The organism is Pseudomonas sp. OIL-1 (genome assembly GCF_010669185.1).
GTDB classification, from domain to species: domain Bacteria; phylum Pseudomonadota; class Gammaproteobacteria; order Pseudomonadales; family Pseudomonadaceae; genus Halopseudomonas; species Halopseudomonas profundi.
This window is the reverse complement of record NZ_CP048629.1, coordinates 2,142,556-2,162,306: the sequence shown is the minus strand read 5'-3', so window position 1 is coordinate 2,162,306 and position 19,751 is coordinate 2,142,556. Positions and strand designations below refer to the sequence as shown.

At 58.7% G+C, this 19,751-nt stretch carries 17 protein-coding genes and 1 pseudogene; 9 read left to right on the top strand and 9 right to left on the bottom strand.

Annotated features, from left to right (window positions below):
- Positions 1 to 147: 147 nt before the first annotated feature.
- From G3M63_RS10085 to G3M63_RS10075, 3 genes are all read left to right on the top strand, one after another.
- Complete coding sequence (locus G3M63_RS10085; RefSeq protein WP_150301936.1) at positions 148 to 834, top strand: response regulator transcription factor; 687 nt, start codon at positions 148 to 150, stop codon at positions 832 to 834.
- Positions 831 to 2,162 carry an ATP-binding protein gene (locus G3M63_RS10080; protein WP_163982971.1) on the top strand — a complete coding sequence of 444 codons (1,332 nt, stop codon included), beginning with the start codon at positions 831 to 833 and terminating at the stop codon, positions 2,160 to 2,162. Before G3M63_RS10085 ends, G3M63_RS10080 begins: the two co-directional genes overlap by 4 nt.
- A gap of 75 nt (positions 2,163 to 2,237) precedes the next feature.
- Positions 2,238 to 3,626, top strand: coding sequence for a rhodanese-like domain-containing protein (locus G3M63_RS10075; RefSeq protein WP_150301938.1), 1,389 nt, complete (start codon positions 2,238 to 2,240; stop codon positions 3,624 to 3,626).
- Between the two features lie 61 nt (positions 3,627 to 3,687).
- Here the strand turns inward: G3M63_RS10075 and G3M63_RS10070 are convergent, their stop codons facing one another.
- The 3 genes from G3M63_RS10070 to G3M63_RS10060 are packed head-to-tail and all read right to left on the bottom strand — an operon-like array spanning position 3,688 to position 4,888.
- Positions 3,688 to 4,119 (bottom strand): YeeE/YedE family protein, encoded by a 432-nt coding sequence (locus G3M63_RS10070; protein ID WP_150301939.1) that lies wholly within the window; start codon positions 4,117 to 4,119, stop codon positions 3,688 to 3,690.
- An 8-nt stretch (positions 4,120 to 4,127) separates the two neighbouring features.
- A complete protein-coding gene (locus G3M63_RS10065; protein ID WP_150301940.1) occupies positions 4,128 to 4,559 on the bottom strand; it encodes a YeeE/YedE family protein in 432 nt (143 codons plus the stop codon).
- Complete coding sequence (locus G3M63_RS10060) at positions 4,556 to 4,888, bottom strand: helix-turn-helix transcriptional regulator (RefSeq protein WP_150301941.1); 333 nt, start codon at positions 4,886 to 4,888, stop codon at positions 4,556 to 4,558. Before G3M63_RS10060 ends, G3M63_RS10065 begins: the two co-directional genes overlap by 4 nt.
- Positions 4,889 to 5,093: 205 nt before the next feature.
- Between G3M63_RS10060 and G3M63_RS10055 the strand changes: the two genes are divergently transcribed.
- Together G3M63_RS10055 and G3M63_RS10050 are read left to right on the top strand one after the other, a co-directional pair.
- Positions 5,094 to 5,534 carry a DUF2892 domain-containing protein gene (locus G3M63_RS10055; protein ID WP_150301942.1) on the top strand — a complete coding sequence of 147 codons (441 nt, stop codon included), beginning with the start codon at positions 5,094 to 5,096 and terminating at the stop codon, positions 5,532 to 5,534.
- Between the two features lie 2 nt (positions 5,535 to 5,536).
- Positions 5,537 to 6,286 (top strand): MBL fold metallo-hydrolase, encoded by a 750-nt coding sequence (locus tag G3M63_RS10050; RefSeq protein ID WP_150301943.1) that lies wholly within the window; start codon positions 5,537 to 5,539, stop codon positions 6,284 to 6,286.
- A 377-nt stretch (positions 6,287 to 6,663) separates the two neighbouring features.
- Here the strand turns inward: G3M63_RS10050 and G3M63_RS10045 are convergent, their stop codons facing one another.
- The 4 genes and pseudogenes from G3M63_RS10045 to G3M63_RS10030 form a co-directional block, all read right to left on the bottom strand.
- Positions 6,664 to 7,449, bottom strand: coding sequence for an SDR family oxidoreductase (locus tag G3M63_RS10045; RefSeq protein WP_150301944.1), 786 nt, complete (start codon positions 7,447 to 7,449; stop codon positions 6,664 to 6,666).
- 114 nt (positions 7,450 to 7,563) lie between these two features.
- A pseudogene (locus tag G3M63_RS10040) lies at positions 7,564 to 7,773 on the bottom strand (PaaI family thioesterase); the annotation flags it as partial.
- A gap of 205 nt (positions 7,774 to 7,978) precedes the next feature.
- Positions 7,979 to 8,290, bottom strand: a complete 312-nt coding sequence (locus G3M63_RS10035) for a general stress protein (protein ID WP_150301946.1) — start codon at positions 8,288 to 8,290, stop codon at positions 7,979 to 7,981.
- Positions 8,291 to 8,533: 243 nt separating this feature from the next.
- Complete coding sequence (locus G3M63_RS10030; protein ID WP_163982969.1) at positions 8,534 to 9,961, bottom strand: uracil-xanthine permease family protein; 1,428 nt, start codon at positions 9,959 to 9,961, stop codon at positions 8,534 to 8,536.
- 545 nt (positions 9,962 to 10,506) lie between these two features.
- On the opposite strand from G3M63_RS10030, the gene G3M63_RS10025 reads away from it, so the two are divergent.
- Positions 10,507 to 11,973: an MFS transporter gene (locus G3M63_RS10025; RefSeq protein ID WP_163982967.1), complete on the top strand. Its 1,467-nt coding sequence runs from the start codon at positions 10,507 to 10,509 to the stop codon at positions 11,971 to 11,973.
- A 203-nt stretch (positions 11,974 to 12,176) separates the two neighbouring features.
- The gene (locus tag G3M63_RS10020; RefSeq protein ID WP_163982965.1) at positions 12,177 to 13,607 is read left to right on the top strand and encodes an IS1182 family transposase; all 1,431 of its coding nucleotides are present in this window, start codon (positions 12,177 to 12,179) and stop codon (positions 13,605 to 13,607) included.
- Between the two features lie 480 nt (positions 13,608 to 14,087).
- On the opposite strand, the gene G3M63_RS10015 is transcribed toward G3M63_RS10020, so the two are convergent.
- The gene (locus G3M63_RS10015; RefSeq protein WP_163982963.1) at positions 14,088 to 15,539 is read right to left on the bottom strand and encodes a hypothetical protein; all 1,452 of its coding nucleotides are present in this window, start codon (positions 15,537 to 15,539) and stop codon (positions 14,088 to 14,090) included.
- A gap of 233 nt (positions 15,540 to 15,772) precedes the next feature.
- Between G3M63_RS10015 and G3M63_RS10010 the strand changes: the two genes are divergently transcribed.
- Positions 15,773 to 16,840, top strand: coding sequence for a BMP family ABC transporter substrate-binding protein (locus G3M63_RS10010; protein ID WP_163982961.1), 1,068 nt, complete (start codon positions 15,773 to 15,775; stop codon positions 16,838 to 16,840).
- A gap of 52 nt (positions 16,841 to 16,892) precedes the next feature.
- Here the strand turns inward: G3M63_RS10010 and G3M63_RS10005 are convergent, their stop codons facing one another.
- Positions 16,893 to 18,263: an amidohydrolase family protein gene (locus G3M63_RS10005; RefSeq protein ID WP_163982959.1), complete on the bottom strand. Its 1,371-nt coding sequence runs from the start codon at positions 18,261 to 18,263 to the stop codon at positions 16,893 to 16,895.
- A gap of 457 nt (positions 18,264 to 18,720) precedes the next feature.
- Here G3M63_RS10005 and G3M63_RS10000 point away from each other — a divergent pair, with 457 nt between their 5' ends.
- Positions 18,721 to 19,737: an isopenicillin N synthase family oxygenase gene (locus G3M63_RS10000; protein ID WP_163982957.1), complete on the top strand. Its 1,017-nt coding sequence runs from the start codon at positions 18,721 to 18,723 to the stop codon at positions 19,735 to 19,737.
- Positions 19,738 to 19,751 lie beyond the last annotated feature (14 nt).

Below are 19,751 nucleotides of genomic sequence, written 5' to 3'. Positions count from 1 at the left end.
ACTGGCGATTAACGTCAGCGGATCGCGGCCAGTATTGCGCACCGGCCCACCCGGCAAGCCAAACGCCACCCGCCCGGGTGCTATGCTCATAACGCTCCGTTAATCCTGGCGGAGTACACATCCCATATACTTTCAACGAACCGTCCCATGCACGTATTGCTCACCGAAGACAACGCACTCATTGCCAGCGGCGTCACTGCCGGGCTTGGAGCCCAGGGCTTTGTGGTAACGCACGCGGCTACGGCCGCGCATGCTGATGCCACGCTGCGTAACGCAGAGGTCGACGTGATGATTCTGGATCTCGGGTTGCCCGATGAGGATGGCTTGCAACTTCTGCAGCGCCTGCGCCGACGCGGTGTTGAATTGCCCGTATTGATCCTGACCGCCCGCGATGCGGTAACCGAGCGCGTCGCGGGTTTGCAGGCAGGCGCTGATGATTACCTGATCAAACCCTTCGACCTGCGCGAACTGGCCGCACGTCTGCACACCCTGCTGCGCCGCGCCGCCGGGCGTAGCAGCCACCTGATCGAACATGGCCGGCTGACCTACGATCCGGCAGCCTGCACCGCCACCTTCAATGGCGAGTCGATTGAGCTATCACGCCGCGAGCAGTCGCTCTTGCAGGCACTGTTGCAGAACCCCGGCCGCGTACTCTCGGCCGAGCAACTGAAAGACGCGGTGTACGGATTAAGCGACGAGGTCGAGAGCAACGCCTTGAACGTGCATATCCATCATCTGCGCCGCAAGCTGGGTGGCGGCATTGTCGAGACCGTACGCGGCCTCGGCTATCGCCTGGGGCCGGCGGGGCATTCATCGGATCATTCCGCCTCATGAGTTTGAGGCTGCGGTTGGTCATTACGCTGGGCTCGGCCTTCGTATTGTTATGGAGCCTGGCAGCCGCCTGGATGCTGTTCGATGTGCGCAACCAGCTGATGCTGTCGCTGGATCAGCGGCTGGCCGCCTCCGCCCGCATGGTCGCCGGATTACTGATCCAGCTGCCCCAGCCCGAACTCACCGAAGGCGGCGTCACCAGACTGCGCGCCGAACAGCTGGGCAAAGAGAACGGCCTCGCCTGCCAGGTCAGCTCATTGCGCGGAGAGGTCATTGCGCGCAGCCACTCCTCGCCGGATTCTGTACTCGACGCTCAGCAAGTCGGCTTCCGCGATCAGATGGTTGGCGATACGGCCTGGCGCAGCTTCACACTGGTTCAGAACGGCATGCGCATCACTACCGCCGACCGGCTCGACGAACGCGACACACTCCAACGCTCGGTGCTGCTCGCCGCTGCCGTCCCGGTCCTGTTTGCCTTGCTGGGGAGCCTGATCGTGCTGTGGTTTGGGGTGAGTAACGGACTCGCGCCCCTGCGGCGTATTCGCACCGCACTGGCCGAGCGCAGCGCGGATTCAGTCGAGCCGCTGCGTATCGAGCCGCTACCCGCCGAACTGGCGCCGCTGGTCGCAACGCAGAACCAGTTATTCCAACGCTTCGCTCAGACCATCGAACGCGAACGGCGCCTGACCGATGACGCCGCGCACGAATTGCGTAGCCCCCTTACGGCGATCAAAACGCACCTGCAGGTGGCCTCGATGACCACCGGCGAGCGTTCCCGGCAAGCCTTGATTCAGGCCGAGACCGGCGCTGACCGCATGCACCGCACGCTTGAGCAGCTGTTAATGCTGGCGCGGGTTGAAGGGCGCGTGTCCTTCGATGATGGCCTGCGCTGCCTGCCGATCAATGTTGCGCACACCGCGCTTGCCGACGCCAACCAGCAACAGGGCGCGCCGGTGGAGCTGATCATTGCTGAGGACATCCCGGACAGGTTCATCGCCTTGCCCCCGGTGCTGGCGATCGCAGCGCTGCGCAACCTGCTGGACAACGCGCGCCGCCATACCTGCGTCGGCACCAGTGTTGAACTCACGCTTACCGTCCAGGATGTCAACAAGGTTTGCTTCAGGGTCAGGGACTACGGGCCGGGCATCCCTGCCGACAAGCTGGAGCAGATCACCGAGCGCTTCTGGCGCAACAGCGACGGTGACGGCAGCGGGCTCGGTCTATCCATCGTCAAGGCCATCGCTGAACGCTGCGAGTGCGAGCTGCGCTTCGTGTCGCTGGTTGACGGTTTGCAAGTGGAGTTCATCGTCGGGCTGCAGCCAGCCGACTGAGATGGCCTGCGGACCGAACTATCGGTGCCCGGCCTGTCCCATTCAAACAAGAGCGATTAACCGAAGGAGATAACCATGCTTGTATTCGAGCGCGTGTATACCGACGGATTAGCCCAGCTTTCCTATCTGGTGGGTGACAGCAAGGCCGCCGTCGCGGCGGTCATTGATCCCAGACGGGATATCGATGTGTATCTGCGCATGGCCAGGGAGCGTGGTTTGCGCATCGCCTATGTGATCGAAACCCATATCCATGCTGATTTTGTATCCGGCGCGCAGGCCCTCGCGAAGCAAACCGGTGCCGAACTCATTGGCGGGCGCTCGGATGCCTACGAGTTCGAGCTGCGCCAGGTCAGTGGCGGGGAGAATTTCGAGCTGGGTCAGGTCCGTCTGCAGGTGATGCGCTCCCCGGGTCACACGCCTGAGCACATTTCCCTGCTTCTGTTCGACAGTCAGCAGGGCGATCAGCCCTTCGCTCTGTTCACTGGCGACACCCTATTCAACCTGGACGTCGGCCGGCCCGATCTGCTCGGCGATGGCAGTGAGCGAAAAATGGCCGCGAAACTGTTCGATACCCTGATGAACGGGTATCTACCGCTCGGAGAACGCGTCGAGATGTATCCCTGTCACGGAGCGGGATCGGCATGCGGCAAGTCGATTGGCGACCGTCAGCATTCCACCCTCGGTAACGAATTACTGTTCAATCCGGCATTGCGCGAACAACGCAGCGAAGAGGAGTTCATCGACTGGCTACTCAAGGACATGCCGGAGCCGCCTCGCCACTACGCGCGGCTGAAAAAGACCAACACCAAGCGCGCCAGCATGGACGGCCCCGCCCTGCCCCCGCCCCTTTCCCCTCAGGCGTTTCAGAAAATCGCGGGGCAGGATGGCGTGCAGATCGTCGATATCCGCTCCATTCTGGCGTTTGGCGGCGGGCATGTGCCCGGCGCGATCAACATAGCCCTGCGTAACGAGTTCATCAACTGGGCAGGCTGGATGCTCGACGCTGAGCGCCCCATGTTATTGATTGGCGAATCAGCCGATGACGTCCAGCAGGCCATCATGCAGCTCTACCGCATCGGTCTGGATGATGTCAGAGGCTATCTGCGCAATGGCATGACCGACTGGCAGAACGCCGCCCTGCCGCTGGAGCAGATTGGGGAGTGGACCGTCCATGAACTGGACGCCCGCCGCGAAGAGGCTGACGTGCAGGTGCTCGATGTACGCAGCCCGAGCGAGCTGGCCAATGGACGCGTGCCCGGTGCCAAGCATATCTTCGTTGCCCATCTGGCGGAGCAACTCGATGGCCTTGATCGGGACAAGACCACGGTCACCTATTGCGGCTCCGGCTACCGCGCATCCATAGCAGCAAGCATCCTGAAACGAGAAGGCTTCCAGAAGGTCGCCAATACGCCGGGTTCCTGGATAGCCTGGAATGCCGCCAGCTTGCCGGTACAGAAGGACTGAACCGCGAGTCTGCAGGCGCACCATCGCGAGCCGCCTGCTGACGTGCGGAACAAACCCGCCGTTACTGGCGGGCCGAACCGGCGGTCATCCGCGAATGCAGTTCATAAATCCCCATACCCGCCAGCATCGCTGAAACAAATATGACCGGCTCAACCATACCGGTGAACAGCGATGCCACCGCCGGCCCCGGGCAATACCCCGCCAATCCCCAACCCGCACCGAAAGCCAGACCGCCCAGCACCAGACGTCGGTCGATCTGAGTAGCAGTCGGGATACGCATTTCCTCGCCCAGCACGGCTCGAGTGCGCTTCGAAGCAAAGAAGAACGCCACGCTCGACACCAGAATGGCGCCACCCATCACCAGACCCAGCGAGGGGTCCCACACACCGGCAATATCAAGGAAGCCCAGCACCTTGGACGGATCGGTCATGCCCGACAGGATCAGACCGAAGCCGAACACCAGGCCCACTACAAACGCGCTCAGAATATTCATATCAGGCCTCAGCTAATCAGATGACGGACGATGAACACAGTCAGGAACCCGCTGGCCATAAACGCCAGGGTCGCAACCAGTGAGCGTGGCGAACGGCGTCCCAGCCCACACACGCCGTGACCACTGGTACAGCCCGAGCCGTAACGCGTGCCGACGCCGACCAGCAAGCCGGCAGCGATCAGTACTGCCACGCTGGCGTCCACCTCGACTGCCGGAAGCGTGAAGGCGCTCTGGTACAACAGCGGCGCCAGTACCAACCCGGCAATAAATGCCACCCGCCAGAGCACATCGCCCTTCGCAGGTCGCAGCAGGCCGCCGACAATCCCGCTGATGCCGGCAATTCGGCCGTTAAGCAGGATGAACATGGCAGCAGCCAGGCCAATCAACATGCCGCCTGCCAGTGAAGCCCAGGGCGTAAAGTTCGCCCAATCAATTGTCATATCGCTTCCTCCCCGTTTGGCTGTTGCTCACAGTAAAGCTCGTAAAGCACCTGCATGACTGCCATCGCGTTCGCGCTGGTGATGCTGTAGTACACCTGTTTGCCTTCCCTGCGTGTGCTGACCAGACCGTTCTGCCGGAGCACGGTCAGCTGTTGCGAGAGTGTAGGCTGCGTAACACCCGTCGAATCCGCTAGCTCGGCTACGCAGTACTCGCCCTGGGTCAGCTGGCAAAGAATCAAAAGCCGGTCAGCATTACCCAGCACCTTGAGCAGGGCGCATGCCTCGGAAGCAGACTGCCGAAGCGTCTCAATATCGAAAGATGGGTTCACGATGGGTCCTGTGAAATAAGCAAAGCTTTACATTATAGTTTCACAATATATATTTCAATATATCGTTTAGCAGTACGTGGCCGCCTATCTGTTGTCTGGCTCATACCGGGAACAGAGCGCTGATCGGGTTTTCATAATCCTGAAGGCTAATAACCATTTCATGAAACGCCGCCCGCCCGGTGGCGCACAGGATCAGGAGCCGACCATGACACCCAACCAGCAGGACCTTGCAACCAATGATCAGGCCGACCGCGTCCGCCGCTCAACATCCGATGACATCAACCGCAGCATCGATGACCAGGCCGACGCCAATATCCGACGTTTCAGCCAGCGCAGTCATGACGAGATCAGACAGCGGATCGACACCCTGGATCGGGAGTGGGACGTGGAGCGCGTGCTGGAGGTAAATGCTTCAGCGCTTGCACTCACCGGTCTGGTGCTCGGGCTGACCGTCAACCGCAAGTGGCTATTTTTGCCCGGCGTGGTGCTGCCCTTCCTGCTGCAACATGGCTTGCAGGGCTGGTGCCCGCCGCTTCCGATCCTGCGGCGCCTGGGTATCCGCACCCGGGGCGAGATAGATCGGGAAAAGTACGCACTGATCAACGTGCTGGAGAACCCTGCGCAGTCAACTCAACCAGTGAGGTAATCATGATATTTCGCCAGCTATACGAGCCACTGTCTTCGACTTACACCTATCTGCTGGGGTGCGAGGAAACCGGACAGGCCGTGCTCATTGACCCGGTCGTGCCGACCATGGACCGCGACCTGGCGGAGATTGCTCGGCTGGGCTTGAAGCTGGCGTATACCCTGGATACACACATTCATGCGGATCACATCACCGCAGCACTGGAGCTGAAAATGAAGGTCGGCAGCCGCATCGCGGCGCCGGCCATCGACAACCTGCCGTGTACCGATGTGGGAATTGAAGAAGGCGTACCCTTCGAGGTCGGTACTCTGCGTCTGGAGCCAATCCATACGCCCGGCCATACCGACGGGCATTTTGCCTATCTGCTCGGTGACAGGCTGTTCACCGGCGACGCCCTGTTGATCGACGGCTGCGGCAGGACTGATTTTCAGAATGGCAATGCGGATGATCTATTTCACAGCGTCAGGGGAAAACTTTTCGCCCTGCCGGACGACACCCTGGTCTATCCCGCCCACGATTATCAGAACCGCCGCGTCTCCACCATTGCGCAGGAGAAAATGCGTAACCCGCGCCTGGGCGAAGCCATCCCGCAAGAGGAATTCAAAACCATCATGGCCAAGCTGAACCTCCCCTACCCCAAATTCATCGACTACGCAGTGCCCGGTAACAGGCAGTGCGGCGTATGCCCCGCCAACCTCGACGAAAACCTGCGCCAGTACTGCGAACAAATGGAACACAGCCCGCAGGGTTGAGCGGCCGCGTCCATATTCAGAATCCGACGAACGGGCATTTGAATGCCGAACACAGCGCCCAACAGCGAGTCCGAGAGGCATGCAATGCTTTTATCTCCCAGACCAGAACGTGACACTCGAACCCGCGCGCGAGGTATTACCCGGCCTGTGGGTCGGCAAGCACTCCGGCCGGGCGCTGGAACAAATACGTAGAGAGCATCCTTCGATTATTCTCATCGACCCACGCCATCTGGGTAGTTCACGCCATCACAGGCAATCCGAGCGGAGTCATTCGCGGTTTCGTTAGTACGACGCACCCGGCCGCGGCGCCGTCAGCATTCCGGCGTTACGCCAACTCGAGGACGGTAGCGCGTCCGGCAAATGGATGATGCTCTTCCTCAGAAGGTCCCCGGATAGGCCCCGCCATCGATCAACAGGTTCTGCCCGGTGATGTAGCCGCCATGGGCACTACATAGAAACGCACAATACGCCCCAAACTCCTCCGCAGAACCAAACCGCGCCGCCGGTATCGCCTGGCGGCGTGTCTCCGTCGTCGCCTGCAGATCACCACTTGCCTGGCTCGCTGCCTGCAGGGTTTTGTGCAGGCGTGCCGTGTCGAACGCGCCTGGTAGCAAATTGTTCAACGTCACGTTGCGCCCGGCCAGGCGCTGCTGGCGTGCAAGCCCGGCGATGAAACCAGTCAGGCCGCTACGCGCACCATTAGACAGACCCAGAATGTCTATCGGCGCCTTCACCGCGCCAGAGGTGATATTCACCACCCGGCCAAAACCGCGTTCCGCCATGTCATCCACCACAGACTTGATCAGTTCGATGGGCGTGAGCATGTTGGCATCCAGCGCCTTGAGCCAGTCCTCCCGGTCCCAGTCACGGAAATCCCCCGGCGGCGGGCCCCCTGCATTGTTGACCAGAATGTCGACTTGCGGGCAGGCGCTAAGCAAGGCCTGACGCGTCGCAGGCTCGGCAGCGTCGCCAGCGACCGTGACCACCTCGATTGCCGGGAACCGGCCACGCAGCTCGGCAGCGGTTTGTTCCAGGGTGGCGACAGTACGCGCATTGATCACCAGATTAACGCCTTCGCCCGCCAGCGCCTCGGCGCAGCCTTTGCCCAGCCCCTGGCTGGCGGCGCAGACGATTGCCCAGCGGCCTTTAATACCCAGATCCATAATCGGCTCCTTGTTGAATGAGTTATGAGGGTGCGAGCCCGCAAAAAGCACCGGCCCCGGCCCCGGCCTCGTTAGTATCGCGCTGACAGCTCCGATAGCCAGAAAAAACTAACGTTATCCCTTTCGTACCAGCGCAGTCGCCGTAGCAGTAGCAACGGCCTGCCCGCCTCGGCGCTCCACCCTGCCATTGCCACGGATTGCCCCGACTTTTGCCGGCGCATGAAAATTCACGTTCAGGTTTAGAGTCGGCGCGAACTCGCCTTCCCCGAGCGTGGACGCCAGAGCTGGGCCCATTGTGTCGTCGAGCATGGCGGCAAGGAAACCACCCTGGACATGAAGCGGACGTTATTCGGGACCTTGGATATAAGAGAGAACGAAGCTCGCCTGATCTATACACGGACCTCGGCTTGGGTATCAGGGACTAGTAGGTAAGACGAGAGCTAGAGACAGGACAATTTTCGGCTCGACTGACGTTGCGCCAGCGACCATTTGGTAGAAAAAACGGGGGCGGTCACCCCCGTTTAGCCGCTCAGCTGTTGCGGCCGCCGCTGTGGCTATTCTCGCCACCCTTCTTACCGGCTTCCGACGCTTTTTCGCGGTCGTTTGCAAAGTTACCGCCGCTATTCTGACCGCCTTTGTGGCCGGCTTCCGATGCCTTCGCAGGATCATTCGCAAAATTGCCGCCACTGTTCTGACCGCCTTTCTGACCAGCTTCCGACGCTTTCTCGCGATCGTTTGCGAAATTGCCGCCGCTGTTCTGACCGCCCTTCTGACCGGCTTCCGAAGCCTTCTCGCGATCGTTTGCAAAATTGCCTGGATTGCCTTTGGAATCGTTGGTCATGATTACCTCCACATCTAGCCGGGCTACTCGAGTATCAAGCAGCCTCTATTCAGTGGAGGGACTGCAGCGCCAAAAGTTTCCCCGGTTCTTTTAAGTCTGATAAACGGCTCATCAACGAAAAGTGCCATTTATGCAGGCGTTGCTCGAATGCACCTTTAGCTTAGGACTGTCGTTAAGCACCATTGGAGGTCAGTACATACGGCGGCACGCACCAATATCGACCACACCGAGCCCGACGCCTCTTCAATTTACTTGCCGGGCCAGCTCGTTTGCAGGCACCTCAGTAAGCGTTTCCTCGCTCTCATTCGTTTCATTTTCCTCGGCGCGGGGCAGTAGCAGACCAAAGAGAATAGCCAGCAAACCACCCGTGGTGATAGCTGATCCGAAAATGCGCTGCCAAAGATCCGGAAGAAAATTGAGCACCTCGGGCACTAGCTGCACGCCCATCCCCGCGCCGATCGACAAGGCGACACCCAGGATCTGGGCACGGGACAGATTCTGGCTACCCACTATCTGAATGCCAGACACGGCGATCAAACTGAACATGATGAAGGTTGTGGCGCCGAGAACCGGTCTCGGAATGCCTTGCAGGGCAATACCAAGAACGGGTATCAACCCGAGCACAACCAGAATCACCGCGATATAACGGCCGACATGGCGACTGGCAACACCCGTCAGCTGAACCACCCCGGTGTTCTGACTGAAGGTGGTATTGGGAAAGGTGGTAAATATGGCCGCGAGAAGAGAATTCACGCCGTCAGCCAGCACGCCGCCCCGCACGCGCTTGTTGAATAGCGGACCCGATACCGGCTCACCAGATACCCTGGACGTCCCCGTGATGTCTCCTACTGTCTCCAGCGAGGTGATGATGAACATGAAGCCTACCGGTATAAAAGCTACCCAGTCGAAGTGGAAACCGAAAGCCAGAGGCATTGGTATGGCGAAGGCTTGCGCGCCTGAGAAATCCGGCATGGCAAACTTGCCCATGAATACTGCTACTACGCTTCCAACCAGCAGCCCCAGGAACACAGACCCAACCCGCAGCATAGGACGGCCACTCAGCTGGCAAGCCATGACAACCGCAATCACGATTGCAGCCAGACCCATGTTACTACCGCTACCAAAGTCTTCCGCCCCGGCACCGCCGCCTACGTCTCGCAGAGCGACCGCTACCAGACTCATACCAATCAATATCACGATGGTGCCGGCTACCACAGGGGTTATCACTCGGCGCAGCTTCGGTAGAAACCCGGCAATCGCAATTTCTACAAAACTGCCCACAGCGCCAGCGGTGATAAGCGTCGCGAGAACCTGCTGATCGTTGGCACCCCCTTCACGAGCGATCATACCCGCAGTGATGAGGGCAGCCACAAACGCGAAGCTGGTGCCTTGAACACTTAGCAAACCAGAGCCCAGGGGACCGACCTTCTGCGACTGAATCCATGTAGCGATACCCGACACAAATAGCGAAGCGCTAATGAGCATCGGGATATAGTCTTCCAATCCAAGCGTCACCCCTATAACCAGCGACGGAGCGATGATATTTACGAAACCGGCCAGTAGATGCTGAATAGCCGCCAGAGTGGATTCGAAGTGACCCGGTTTGTCTTCCAGACCGTAGATTGGACAGACCGGCTGGATTGCGGTGGGCTTACTCTCATCAGGTTTCATGTACAACTGCTCCTTTGTTTGAGGATACCGCCTGCAACGGCATATCAAACAAGGGCAAGCACGAATCCTGCCAGCTTCACCAAAAGAACCCTCTCGGATCGCCTTGAACGTTACCTAGTGGGTTGGCAAAGGCTTCTGATGCCTGGCATTCAATCTCAATAGTTCCAAGGTCGCCGTCTACGGAAAGGATATCGATCCCAACGTGGTTGCAGCTCTGGACCGGCCAATGACCTTCATGCACAAACCAGAAGAAGGTTTGGCTCGCGCGCCAGGCCGCTCCGCTGCTGCGCCGTTGTGTCACGCGTCGCGGTGATGCTCATGATTCCCCTGAGTCCTGGTATTCATCGCCTGAATATGGCTCGCGACAGATCCAAAGATTCTGTGCGGCACCGTACCCACGATGTCACTATACCGGCCGGGCTCGACTTGCCGCAAAGGACTCTCGACTGTTCTCAAGGCCAGCCAGGCACCGCCTGGAGCAAGTGATCGCAAGGTGCGATTACAGTCCGCGTATACCTAAACAACGTACTTAGAAGGGGTTGTCCATGAGTGCCATCACTGCCAAAGATGGGGGGACGCAAGGCCACTTGGTTGGCTACGGCTCCAAGGCGTACCGCAATTATGTGCTATTCGCGCTGACACTGATCTACATCTTGAATTTCGTCGACCGCGCGCTGCTTGCGGTCGTCGGTCCCGATCTGGTGCCGGACCTCGGGATTTCCGACACTCAGTTCGGGCTTCTCACTGGCTTCGGTTTCGCCCTGCTCTACACAGCCGTGGGCATCCCGCTAGCGCGCTTTGCCGACGTCGCCCATCGCGTATGGATAATGACCGTCTGCGTAGCCCTGTGGTCGGTGATGACGGCGCTCTGCGGCCTGGCGACGGAAGTCACCATTGGCTCGGTGACCATCGGCGCGTTCTGGATTCTGCTGATGTGCCGCGTCGGTGTGGGTATCGGCGAGGCGGGCTGTACGCCACCGGCCAACTCCCTGATCGCGGATTATTTCATTCCGCGTGAACGATCCCAGGCGCTGGGCTTCTACGCCATGGGCGTAACACTCGGCACCATGTTCGCCAACATAATTGGCGGTTGGGTTACCGACATGTTCGACTGGCGCACCGCCTTTTTCGTCGTCGGTTTGCCGGGCTTGCTGGTCGCCCTTGTTTTCAAATTGACGGTCAAGGAGCCGCCGCGCGGCTACACCGATCCGCAGCAAGCCGCGCAAAAAGAACGAGCCAGCCTGGGCGAGGCTATCCACGAGCTGATGGGCAAGCCTGCTTTCTGGCTGATGACCGCCGGCGCCACCATTGCCGCTTTCTGCGGTTACGGTATCTCCTCGTTCCAGTCGCTCTTTCTGGTCCGCACCTACGAAATCACCGCCGGTCAGGCAGCGATCTGGATCAACACGCCGGTAGCACTGTCCGCGGCCGTTGGCACCTTCGCCACCGGTTGGCTAGCGACCAGGATTTACAAGAAGCACCCGGGCGCCATCGCCTGGGTACCGGCGGTGGGCCTGGCATTGTCGGTTCCTTTTTATATTTTCGCCTTTACCACCGACAATCTGCTCTACGCTGCAATCGGCCTGGTCATCGGCGGCTTTGTGAAGTACGGCTATCTAGCCGCTCAGTACACGATCGGCCAGGGCGTGGTAAGCATGCGTGTGCGCGCAATGGCCACGGCAGTGATGCTGCTTCTCGTTAACCTGTTTGGCTACGGCTTCGGTCCGCTGTTCATTGGCGCAATCTCCGACATCTTTTTCAAGTCCGGCGTCGCCGAGCTCGGGGTTGCGGCGGGCGAACTGGCGCGAAATCAGTGTCACCCCGCCGTAATCGGTCAACTGAACCAGAACCTGCAGGACGTCTGTGGACAGGTCTACGCACAAAGCCTGCAAACCTCCATGATCATAATGGCCTGCCTGTACGCTGCCAGCGCTCTGTGCTTCCTGTTGACCTGGACCCGATTGGGCAAGGATATGGTGGACAGAAAGGTGACAAAACCGGTCACTCCATAAGTGGCTAATCAGAGGGCGCATTGCGCCCCCTTTTTCTGCGTTTAAAAGAGTAATTGGGGGCATCATCTGACCCCAATTTTGTGCATTGTCATTGAGGTAGTTAGGAGCTGCTGAATCAGTCCACTTTCGGCCCAGAGTGTGTAAAAACGCTGTCTCAAAACCCTTGCTATGCTTTCTGAGGATTTTCACCGCAAGGATTGTCCATGAAGCGCTTCATTCAGGGTGAGCATCGAGGCCAAAGCACCTTACTTCCAGAGAGTCTCGACGACTACGTCAACGAGACCAATCCGGTGCGAGTGGTCGATGTCTTTGTCGACGAACTCGACCTAGTGAAGCTGGGTTTTGAAAGTGCCATTCCCGCTGATACTGGTCGGCCTGCTTATCATCCCTCGATCCTGCTGAAGATCTACATTTACGGTTACCTCAACCGGATTCAATCCAGCCGGCGTCTTGAGCGGGAAGCACAGCGCAACGTGGAGTTGATGTGGCTGACCGGACGCTTGATGCCTGATTTCAAGACTATCGCTAATTTTCGAAAGGACAACGGTAGGGCTATCCGTGGCGTCTGCCGTCAGTTCGTTGTGCTCTGTCAGCAGTTGGGGTTGTTCGCCGAAAGCCTGATCGCCATCGATGGCAGCAAATTCAAGGCGGTCAATAACCGAGATCGCAATTTCACCAGCGCCAAATTGAAGCGGCGGATGGAGGAAATCGAAGCGAGTATTCACCGGTACCTGACAGCGCTCGATGCTGCCGATCAGCAGGATCGTCCGGCCTCTGACGCCAATGTCGTGCACCTGGAAGAAAGAATCGCCAAGTTGAAGGCGCAAATGAAAGAGCTTCAATCGATCGAAACTCGGCTCAATGAATCACCGGATAAGCAGGTATCACTGACCGATCCAGACGCCCGCTCCATGATGACTCGCGGCACAGGAATCGTTGGCTACAACGTGCAGACAGCGGTCGATACCAAGCACCATTTAATCGTCGCTCATGAGGTGACCAACGTCGGGTCCGACCGCGACCAGCTCAGCCCTATGGCCAAGCAAGCCCGCGAGGCGATGGGGACAGAAAAGCTGTCGGTGGTAGCTGACAGAGGCTACTTCAAGAGTGAGGAAATCCTGGCTTGTCACGACGCGGAAATCGTCGCCTATGTACCCAAGCCAATGACCTCCGCAGCCAAAGCCGATGGGCGATTCAATAATGACGCATTCATCTATGACGCGGCGGCAAACGCATACACCTGTCCGGCTGGCGAGACTTTGATTTGGCGTTTCTCCAGTGTTGAGAAAGGCATGAAACTGCATCGGTACTGGAGCTCGAAATGCCAAAGCTGCGCATTGAAATCGCAGTGCACGCCGAGCAAGCAGCGGCGAGTTCGGCGTTGGGAGCACGAAGCAGTGCTGGAAGAAATGCAGCTCCGGCTCAGCAGTGCACCCGAGATGATGCGGATCCGAAAAAGAACCGTTGAGCATCCCTTCGGGACGCTTAAGCAATGGATGGGTGCGACGCACTTCCTGACCCGGAAGCTCAATGGGGTGAGTGCTGAGATGAGCCTGAATGTGCTCGCCTACAACCTGAAACGGGTGATGAAAATCATAGGCACCGTTAGCTTGCTAGAGGCCCTGACAGCGTAAAAGCTCGTGCTTTACTCACCTATGCTGGCTCTGAGTGGGCGCCAAGGCGTTGCTAGGCTGTCTGATGCGCTATTCGCAGCGTCATAAGCTTGATCAGGTTCTAAGCCCGAGAAAGGTCCCCCAAAAGACGCATTCAAAAATCCGTTCTGGCGTTTTTACACGCTCTGGGCCGATAGCAGCCTGTATTGATAGGCAGATAACGGCCACAAGCGGCCGGTTCAAAAAACAAATCTGTCCCGCCTCCTTGCCGCAAACCATCGTGCGGCTCACCTCACCGGCAGCTCTTCGACAAAGGTTTTGAACGCAACAGCTCCGGTAGACATCGCTGGCCGACATGACCCGCGACGAGCTCATGTAAGAAGTCCGTGAGCGAAAATCAAATGGGGTGTTCGCAGATCTGTAAGGACGAGCCAATCAGGGCGCTAAGCTGAATGCAAACCGCCCCGCACAAGGCGGGGCGGCAGGTGCAACACGCTATTGCTAGTCCTGCACGAAATCATTGAAGGTCAATGAAATGCGATGTTCGGACGAGGCCCAGTTGGGTACGTTGAGCTGTTGTTTGCGCTCGGTATCGCCGCGTGGGCTGCTGACGATGCTGATGTAACCATCCGGGTCCGGATCGCCAGGCATGAACACATCCGCACCGGTCTGGAAAATCTGCGCGTGGAAATAGGCCAGCAGTGCACCGGTGGTCTCCCGCGGCGTCGCGACGTCGTCATGCACATGGATGCCGATGTTACCGTTGCCCATCTCCGGGGTAATCAGATTGAATGCGGGTTGGTCCCCCTGCAGCGGGCTGACAGTCGAGATCTCCAGAATGTCTGTCTGCTCACCATTGTCCACATACCACTCCAGATCACGCGAGATGACCAGCGCAGCATGTTCGGGACCTGAATTGGTATTGGTCTCGATCTCAGACCCGGCAGCAGAGGTATTGAACCGCACCAGTTCTGACGCGCGCAGGAATGGCTGCCGATAGAAGTGATGCGTGGCGCGACCCGGCCGCTGCAATTCGAACTCGTAATGTGCGCCGGTCACAAGATCCACCGGCCCCCACTCCCCTGTCGCATCGATAGCGAAGCTATCAAGCGGCTCGTTGGCCAGCCTCTCTCCGGTATCGGAATCGATTTCCCAGACTCGTAAAGTGCTGCCATTTGCGCCCTCGTTCGCCGGGAAGTACACCGCTCTGCCGGAGATGGCGACTTCGCCCTCCTCTACCACGATATCCGTCGTGGTCGGCTCCTCCCCGGTGAAGAACTCGAACTGTGCGGCAAAGGATGCGGCGGATGTCGCCGCCTGGACGTGGGTCTCGTCCGGAAGGTGCACGTTATTGGGTCCAATCGTGCGCTCGGGATCGACAAAGATGCCCAGGCAGGGCGCGCGCCAGCCCTCTTCGCCCGGGCAGGTAGTATCCGGGCCCGTGCCGCCAGCGCCATCCAGAGCGACATAGGCATTAACCTTGGCGGCACGCTGCTGATCGTTGAGGTAATGGCCACAGACGGCTGTACCGAGGGAATGACAAGCGATATTGACCTTGTCGGAATTATGCTCGGCCAATACACGCTCAATATGTTCATCAAGCGCTTCGCTCAACGCGCCGTCTCGCGCAGCGAGAATGATAGGCAGTCCATTGGTGCTGTACTCGAAAGCCGACACGTAATCCGCAGAATAGCCATTGCTATCAAAGCGCATGGCCTGCGTCTGATACTGGGACGCCGACCCCGCGGTTCCGTGCACGAAAACGAGTGGCCGCAATACGTCGGCGGGCAGCTCAGGGGTCGTCGGACCGCCTGGCGGCAGAACCGGATCAGGAGCCCCGCTTGAACTGCTGGAGCTGTCGAGACAGCCCGAAAGCCCGACAGCACCAGCGAGACAAAGGGGAAAAATGAGCAGCTGCCGCACCGACAGCCTCGTAGCTAACAATGGTTTCATGGCAATAGTTCCGTTTTATTATTGTTGATCTAATGAGCCTTCTGGCTCACATCAGAGACTATAGACAAAGAATGCATTACCTGAGAGCCAGCTCTCGTTTCTGATTATCTTTTCCTTGGTCCTCCCTCAAACAACTTTCCTGATCAATTGGCCAGCTTTTTGCTTGACCAATACCTGAGTGCGAATCGCCGAAAGCGAATGGCATGACCAAAACTGATATCAGGAGATGTGCGATGAGCTTGAAGCAGAAACTGGCCTTAGCGGCTGCGTTGGCTTTTTCGACCCAGGTGCTGGCGGATGATCCACTAAAAATTGGCTTCGTATATGTCGGCCCCATTGGTGATCACGGATGGAGTTATCAGCATGATCAGGGTCGGCTCGCGGTAGAAGAACATTTCGGCGAGGCGGTTCAGACCACTTACGTAGAAAATGTGAACGAAGGTGCCGATGCGGAGCGTACGATCCGCCGCCTGGCCCAGGCCGGCAACGACCTGATCTTCACTACGTCTTTCGGATTCATGAACCCCACCGCGCGGGTGGCGGCGGACTATCCGGACAAGACCTTCATGCATGCCACCGGCTACAAGCAGGCCGATAACCTTGGCACCTACCTCTCCGTAACCTACGAGGGCCGCTATGTCACGGGCACTGCGGCGGGCCTGGTGACGGAGTCGGACACCATCGGCTATATCGCGTCATTCCCTATTCCTGAAGTTATCCGCGACATCAACGCCACCTATCTCGGCGCAAAGGCGGTCAATCCTGACGTTGAGATGAAGGTCGTGTGGGTGAATACCTGGTTCGATCCGGCCAAGGAAGCGGATGCGGCTAATACACTGATGGATCAGGGTGTCGACGTGATCGTTCAGCATACCGACAGCCCTGCGCCGCTGCTCGCGGCGAAGAAACGTGGCAAGTGGGGCGTGGGTCAGGCCTCTGACATGAGTCACTTCGCACCCGAGGCGCACCTGCTGTCAGTGGTAAACGATTGGGGCCCTTACTACATCAAACAGGTCCAGGCCGTTATGGATGATACTTGGAAATCCGAAGATTACTGGGGCGGTATCTCGGACGACGTGATCAAGATCGCCGCGATCAGCGACCGTCTGACTGAAGCGCAGCGCACCCAGGTTGATGACCTCATCAAGTCGATCGGTAGCGGTGAATTCCACCCCTTCACCGGCCCTCTGAATAACCAGGCTGGCGAGCTGAAAGTGAAGGAAGGCGAGCATTTGAGCCAACAGGAACTGGCTGAGATGAACTGGTACGTCGAGGGTATTGACGCCACCATCCCGCAGTAACGCTGTTGAATCCCCCAAGACCCCGGCGCTTGCGCCGGGGTCTTTCTGGTTATCAGGATGCCAGCAGCTGCGCCACGGATTCTTTTACGCGGGCAGTGAGTTCTTCCTCATCCAGCCCGAGCACCTCGCCCCCCGCTACCACTGCCCGCCCTTTGACGAAGCTTTGCTTTACCGATGCCGGCTCGCCGCACATCAGGGGTGCCATCAATGGGTAATACACGCCGGCGAAGCGCGGCCGATTGATGTCGTAGAGCACCAGATCGGCGTCCATTCCGACGGCAATCTCACCAACGCTATGCAAACCCAATAGCTCGGCCCCGTTACGGCTGCCCCATTTCAGAACGTCTTCCAGTGATGTTGCTTCCGGACCGTGCAAGGCGCGGTGGATCAGCCATGCAAGATTCAGCTCCTGAAGCATTGAGCCCGACTCCGCCGAGGCCGATCCATCCACGCCCAGTGTGATCTTTACTCCGGCAGCCTGCATTGCATGCACCGGCGCTACGCCGCTGCCCAGCCGGCAATTGGAGGTCGGACAATGCGATATGGCGGTACCCGTCGCGGCCAAGCGTGAAATGGCGTGCGCATCGCAGTGCACCAGATGCGCGTACCAGACGTCCTGCCCCAGCCAGCCACAGTCCTCTGCGTGATCAATGGCGCTCTTACCGTATTTCTGGCGTGCCTGCTGCTCGTCAAAACCTACCTCCAGCAGATGCGAATGCATGCCCAGACCGAATTCGCGAGCATAGGCAGCCTGGGCTTTGAGGCCATCGACCGAACTCGAATGGATCAGGCTGGTAGGCGCCACCACCAGCTTGCGCATGGCATCCGGTCCGGGCTGGTGATAACGGCTCCGGGTATGCTCAAGGCGATTCAGAACCTGATCGAGTGATTCCGGTTCGATGCCATGCTCAAGCATGCCCTGGTGCGTGCCCGCCTCCGTCGCACTGCCGCGGCATAACACCAGACGGATGCCCAGTTCTTCAGCCGCTTGCCAGACAGCGTCCTCGAGTTCGGGTGTAGTGGTTGAGTGGTACAGGTAATGATGGTCGGCGCAGGTGGTCGCGCCCGAGCGCAGCAGCTCATACAGCCCCAACCGTGCAGCGTGATACATCAGTTGCGGCGTGACCTTGGGCCAGAAGCGATAGGGTACGGAGCCGAGCCAGTCACCGAGGTTCTGGTTCAGGCCGGCTGGCACGCCCTTCATGATGGACTGCGCCAGATGGTGGTGCGTATTGACCAGCCCAGGCCACACCACGCAGCCACTGGCGTCGATGATCTGTTCAGGTTCTGCGCCAGGCAACAGCCCAATGCCCATCTCGGCTATTCGGCCGTCGCGGATGCGGATGTCGCCCGCCGTGGCGGTACCGCCGGTGGCATTTCCATGGTTAAAGCACGCCTCGGCATTCTTGATCAGGTAAGACATGAATCACTCCTGTTTTCCAATCGACGAGCAATGTCCCGGAGCAAGCCTCCTGACCGCTTCTACTCAGCTAGTTGCATACATCCTGAGTGCAATTTCCTTTCCAACTGCGGTGGCGCGTTACCCACCAGATCCTGCGAGCCACAGACCAATAAGTCCTTCTGATGGAGCAAATTTGGTGCAAGCGGTCAGCTTTTGCTCCCTTCGGGTGCGCGGCGGCGGCCCTTTTTCCATCGATTGTGTGGTTGAAAGCGCTGGGCGAGGCTGAAAGGGATTTGGCCTGATTCATGCTTTCTGATCAGGGCGGATCTTCGGATCCCGAGCTTGAGTAGAAGCTGGCAGGGCGAAGCCCAGGTCATTGCTCAGTTATGGTCGGTGGCCACAACGGTGCAGGAATTCCCCCTCCCCTTTGCAGGCCTCCGCTGCCCTCACCCACCACGGGTGCTACTCGGAGAACATCATGGTTAATACCCCTACCCAGGAATACGGACTCAAAGAGCTTCAGCTGGAAACCACTTTTGGCGGCTTCGGCGTGGAAACGGCCGGAGAAATCCCGATGATCGACCTGACCGATTTCGACAACCGGCGAGAGGAGATCACTGATCAGTTGTGGCGTGCTGCAACGGATGTCGGCTTTTTTCAGCTGGTGAATCACGGTCTGCCGACAGAAGAGATACATCGGGCATTCAGGTTATCTGAGGCCTTCTTCGAGTTGCCGAGCGAACAGAAAGCAGCCTTTCCGCTCAAGAAAGGTTTGAATGCTGGATGGGAGTTCATGTCCCAGGTCCGTCCTTCTACCCGCACCGCTGATCAGAAGGAATCCTTTCAGATCACCCTGCCGCACATGGATGATCTCTGGCCCAACCAGACTGTGGTGCCGGAGTTCCAGCGGGTGATGCTGGATTTCGAGTACCGGGCCTGGCAGATCGGTATGCAGGTACTGTCCTGCTTCGCCGAGCGACTGGGCTTCGAGCGCGACTTCTTCACTGAGGCGCATGATCGCTGCCAGCCGGATTACCAGAGCACACTCCGCCTGCTGCATTACCTGCCCATGCCTGAAAATGAGCCAGATGCCAGCCTCTGGCGAGCAGGCGCGCATACCGACTTCGACTGTCTGTCCATGGTGTTTCAGCAGGAAGGCCAGGGCGGATTACAGGTCAGCCCGGGCAAGGACGCTGAAGGTGCCGGCGATAACCGCGTGTGGCATTCGGTCATCCCACACGATGGCGTGATTACCTGCAACGTCGGGGACATGCTGATGCGTTGGAGTGATGACCAGCTCAAGTCAACCTTGCACCGGGTGCGCATGCCCAAGCCGGGCGAATACCGCGGGCCGCGCTACAGCCTCGCGTTCTTCTGCCAGGCGAACAAGGAGGTGATGATCCAGGGTCCGGCGGGCAAGTACGCGCCGATCTCGGCGGCGGACTATCTGCTGCAAAGGATTCAGGCGAACTTCGCAGAGAAAGCCAAACCCTGATGTGCTGAGCGCCC

Excerpts from the sequence above, each read along its gene's own strand:
- G3M63_RS10035 (WP_150301946.1), bottom strand. The coding sequence starts at position 8,290 with ATGACCAACGATTCCAAAGGCAATCCAGGCAATTTTGCAAACGATCGC.
- G3M63_RS10025 (WP_163982967.1), top strand. The coding sequence starts at position 10,507 with ATGAGTGCCATCACTGCCAAAGATGGGGGGACGCAAGGCCACTTGGTT.
- G3M63_RS10085 (WP_150301936.1), top strand. The coding sequence starts at position 148 with ATGCACGTATTGCTCACCGAAGACAACGCACTCATTGCCAGCGGCGTC.
- G3M63_RS10010 (WP_163982961.1), top strand. The coding sequence starts at position 15,773 with ATGAGCTTGAAGCAGAAACTGGCCTTAGCGGCTGCGTTGGCTTTTTCG.
- G3M63_RS10015 (WP_163982963.1), bottom strand. The coding sequence starts at position 15,539 with ATGAAACCATTGTTAGCTACGAGGCTGTCGGTGCGGCAGCTGCTCATT.
- G3M63_RS10005 (WP_163982959.1), bottom strand. The coding sequence starts at position 18,263 with ATGTCTTACCTGATCAAGAATGCCGAGGCGTGCTTTAACCATGGAAAT.
- G3M63_RS10030 (WP_163982969.1), bottom strand. The coding sequence starts at position 9,961 with ATGAAACCTGATGAGAGTAAGCCCACCGCAATCCAGCCGGTCTGTCCA.
- G3M63_RS10000 (WP_163982957.1), top strand. The coding sequence starts at position 18,721 with ATGGTTAATACCCCTACCCAGGAATACGGACTCAAAGAGCTTCAGCTG.
- G3M63_RS10065 (WP_150301940.1), bottom strand. The coding sequence starts at position 4,559 with ATGACAATTGATTGGGCGAACTTTACGCCCTGGGCTTCACTGGCAGGC.
- G3M63_RS10020 (WP_163982965.1), top strand. The coding sequence starts at position 12,177 with ATGAAGCGCTTCATTCAGGGTGAGCATCGAGGCCAAAGCACCTTACTT.
- G3M63_RS10080 (WP_163982971.1), top strand. The coding sequence starts at position 831 with ATGAGTTTGAGGCTGCGGTTGGTCATTACGCTGGGCTCGGCCTTCGTA.
- G3M63_RS10050 (WP_150301943.1), top strand. The coding sequence starts at position 5,537 with ATGATATTTCGCCAGCTATACGAGCCACTGTCTTCGACTTACACCTAT.
- G3M63_RS10055 (WP_150301942.1), top strand. The coding sequence starts at position 5,094 with ATGACACCCAACCAGCAGGACCTTGCAACCAATGATCAGGCCGACCGC.
- G3M63_RS10075 (WP_150301938.1), top strand. The coding sequence starts at position 2,238 with ATGCTTGTATTCGAGCGCGTGTATACCGACGGATTAGCCCAGCTTTCC.
- G3M63_RS10045 (WP_150301944.1), bottom strand. The coding sequence starts at position 7,449 with ATGGATCTGGGTATTAAAGGCCGCTGGGCAATCGTCTGCGCCGCCAGC.
- G3M63_RS10070 (WP_150301939.1), bottom strand. The coding sequence starts at position 4,119 with ATGAATATTCTGAGCGCGTTTGTAGTGGGCCTGGTGTTCGGCTTCGGT.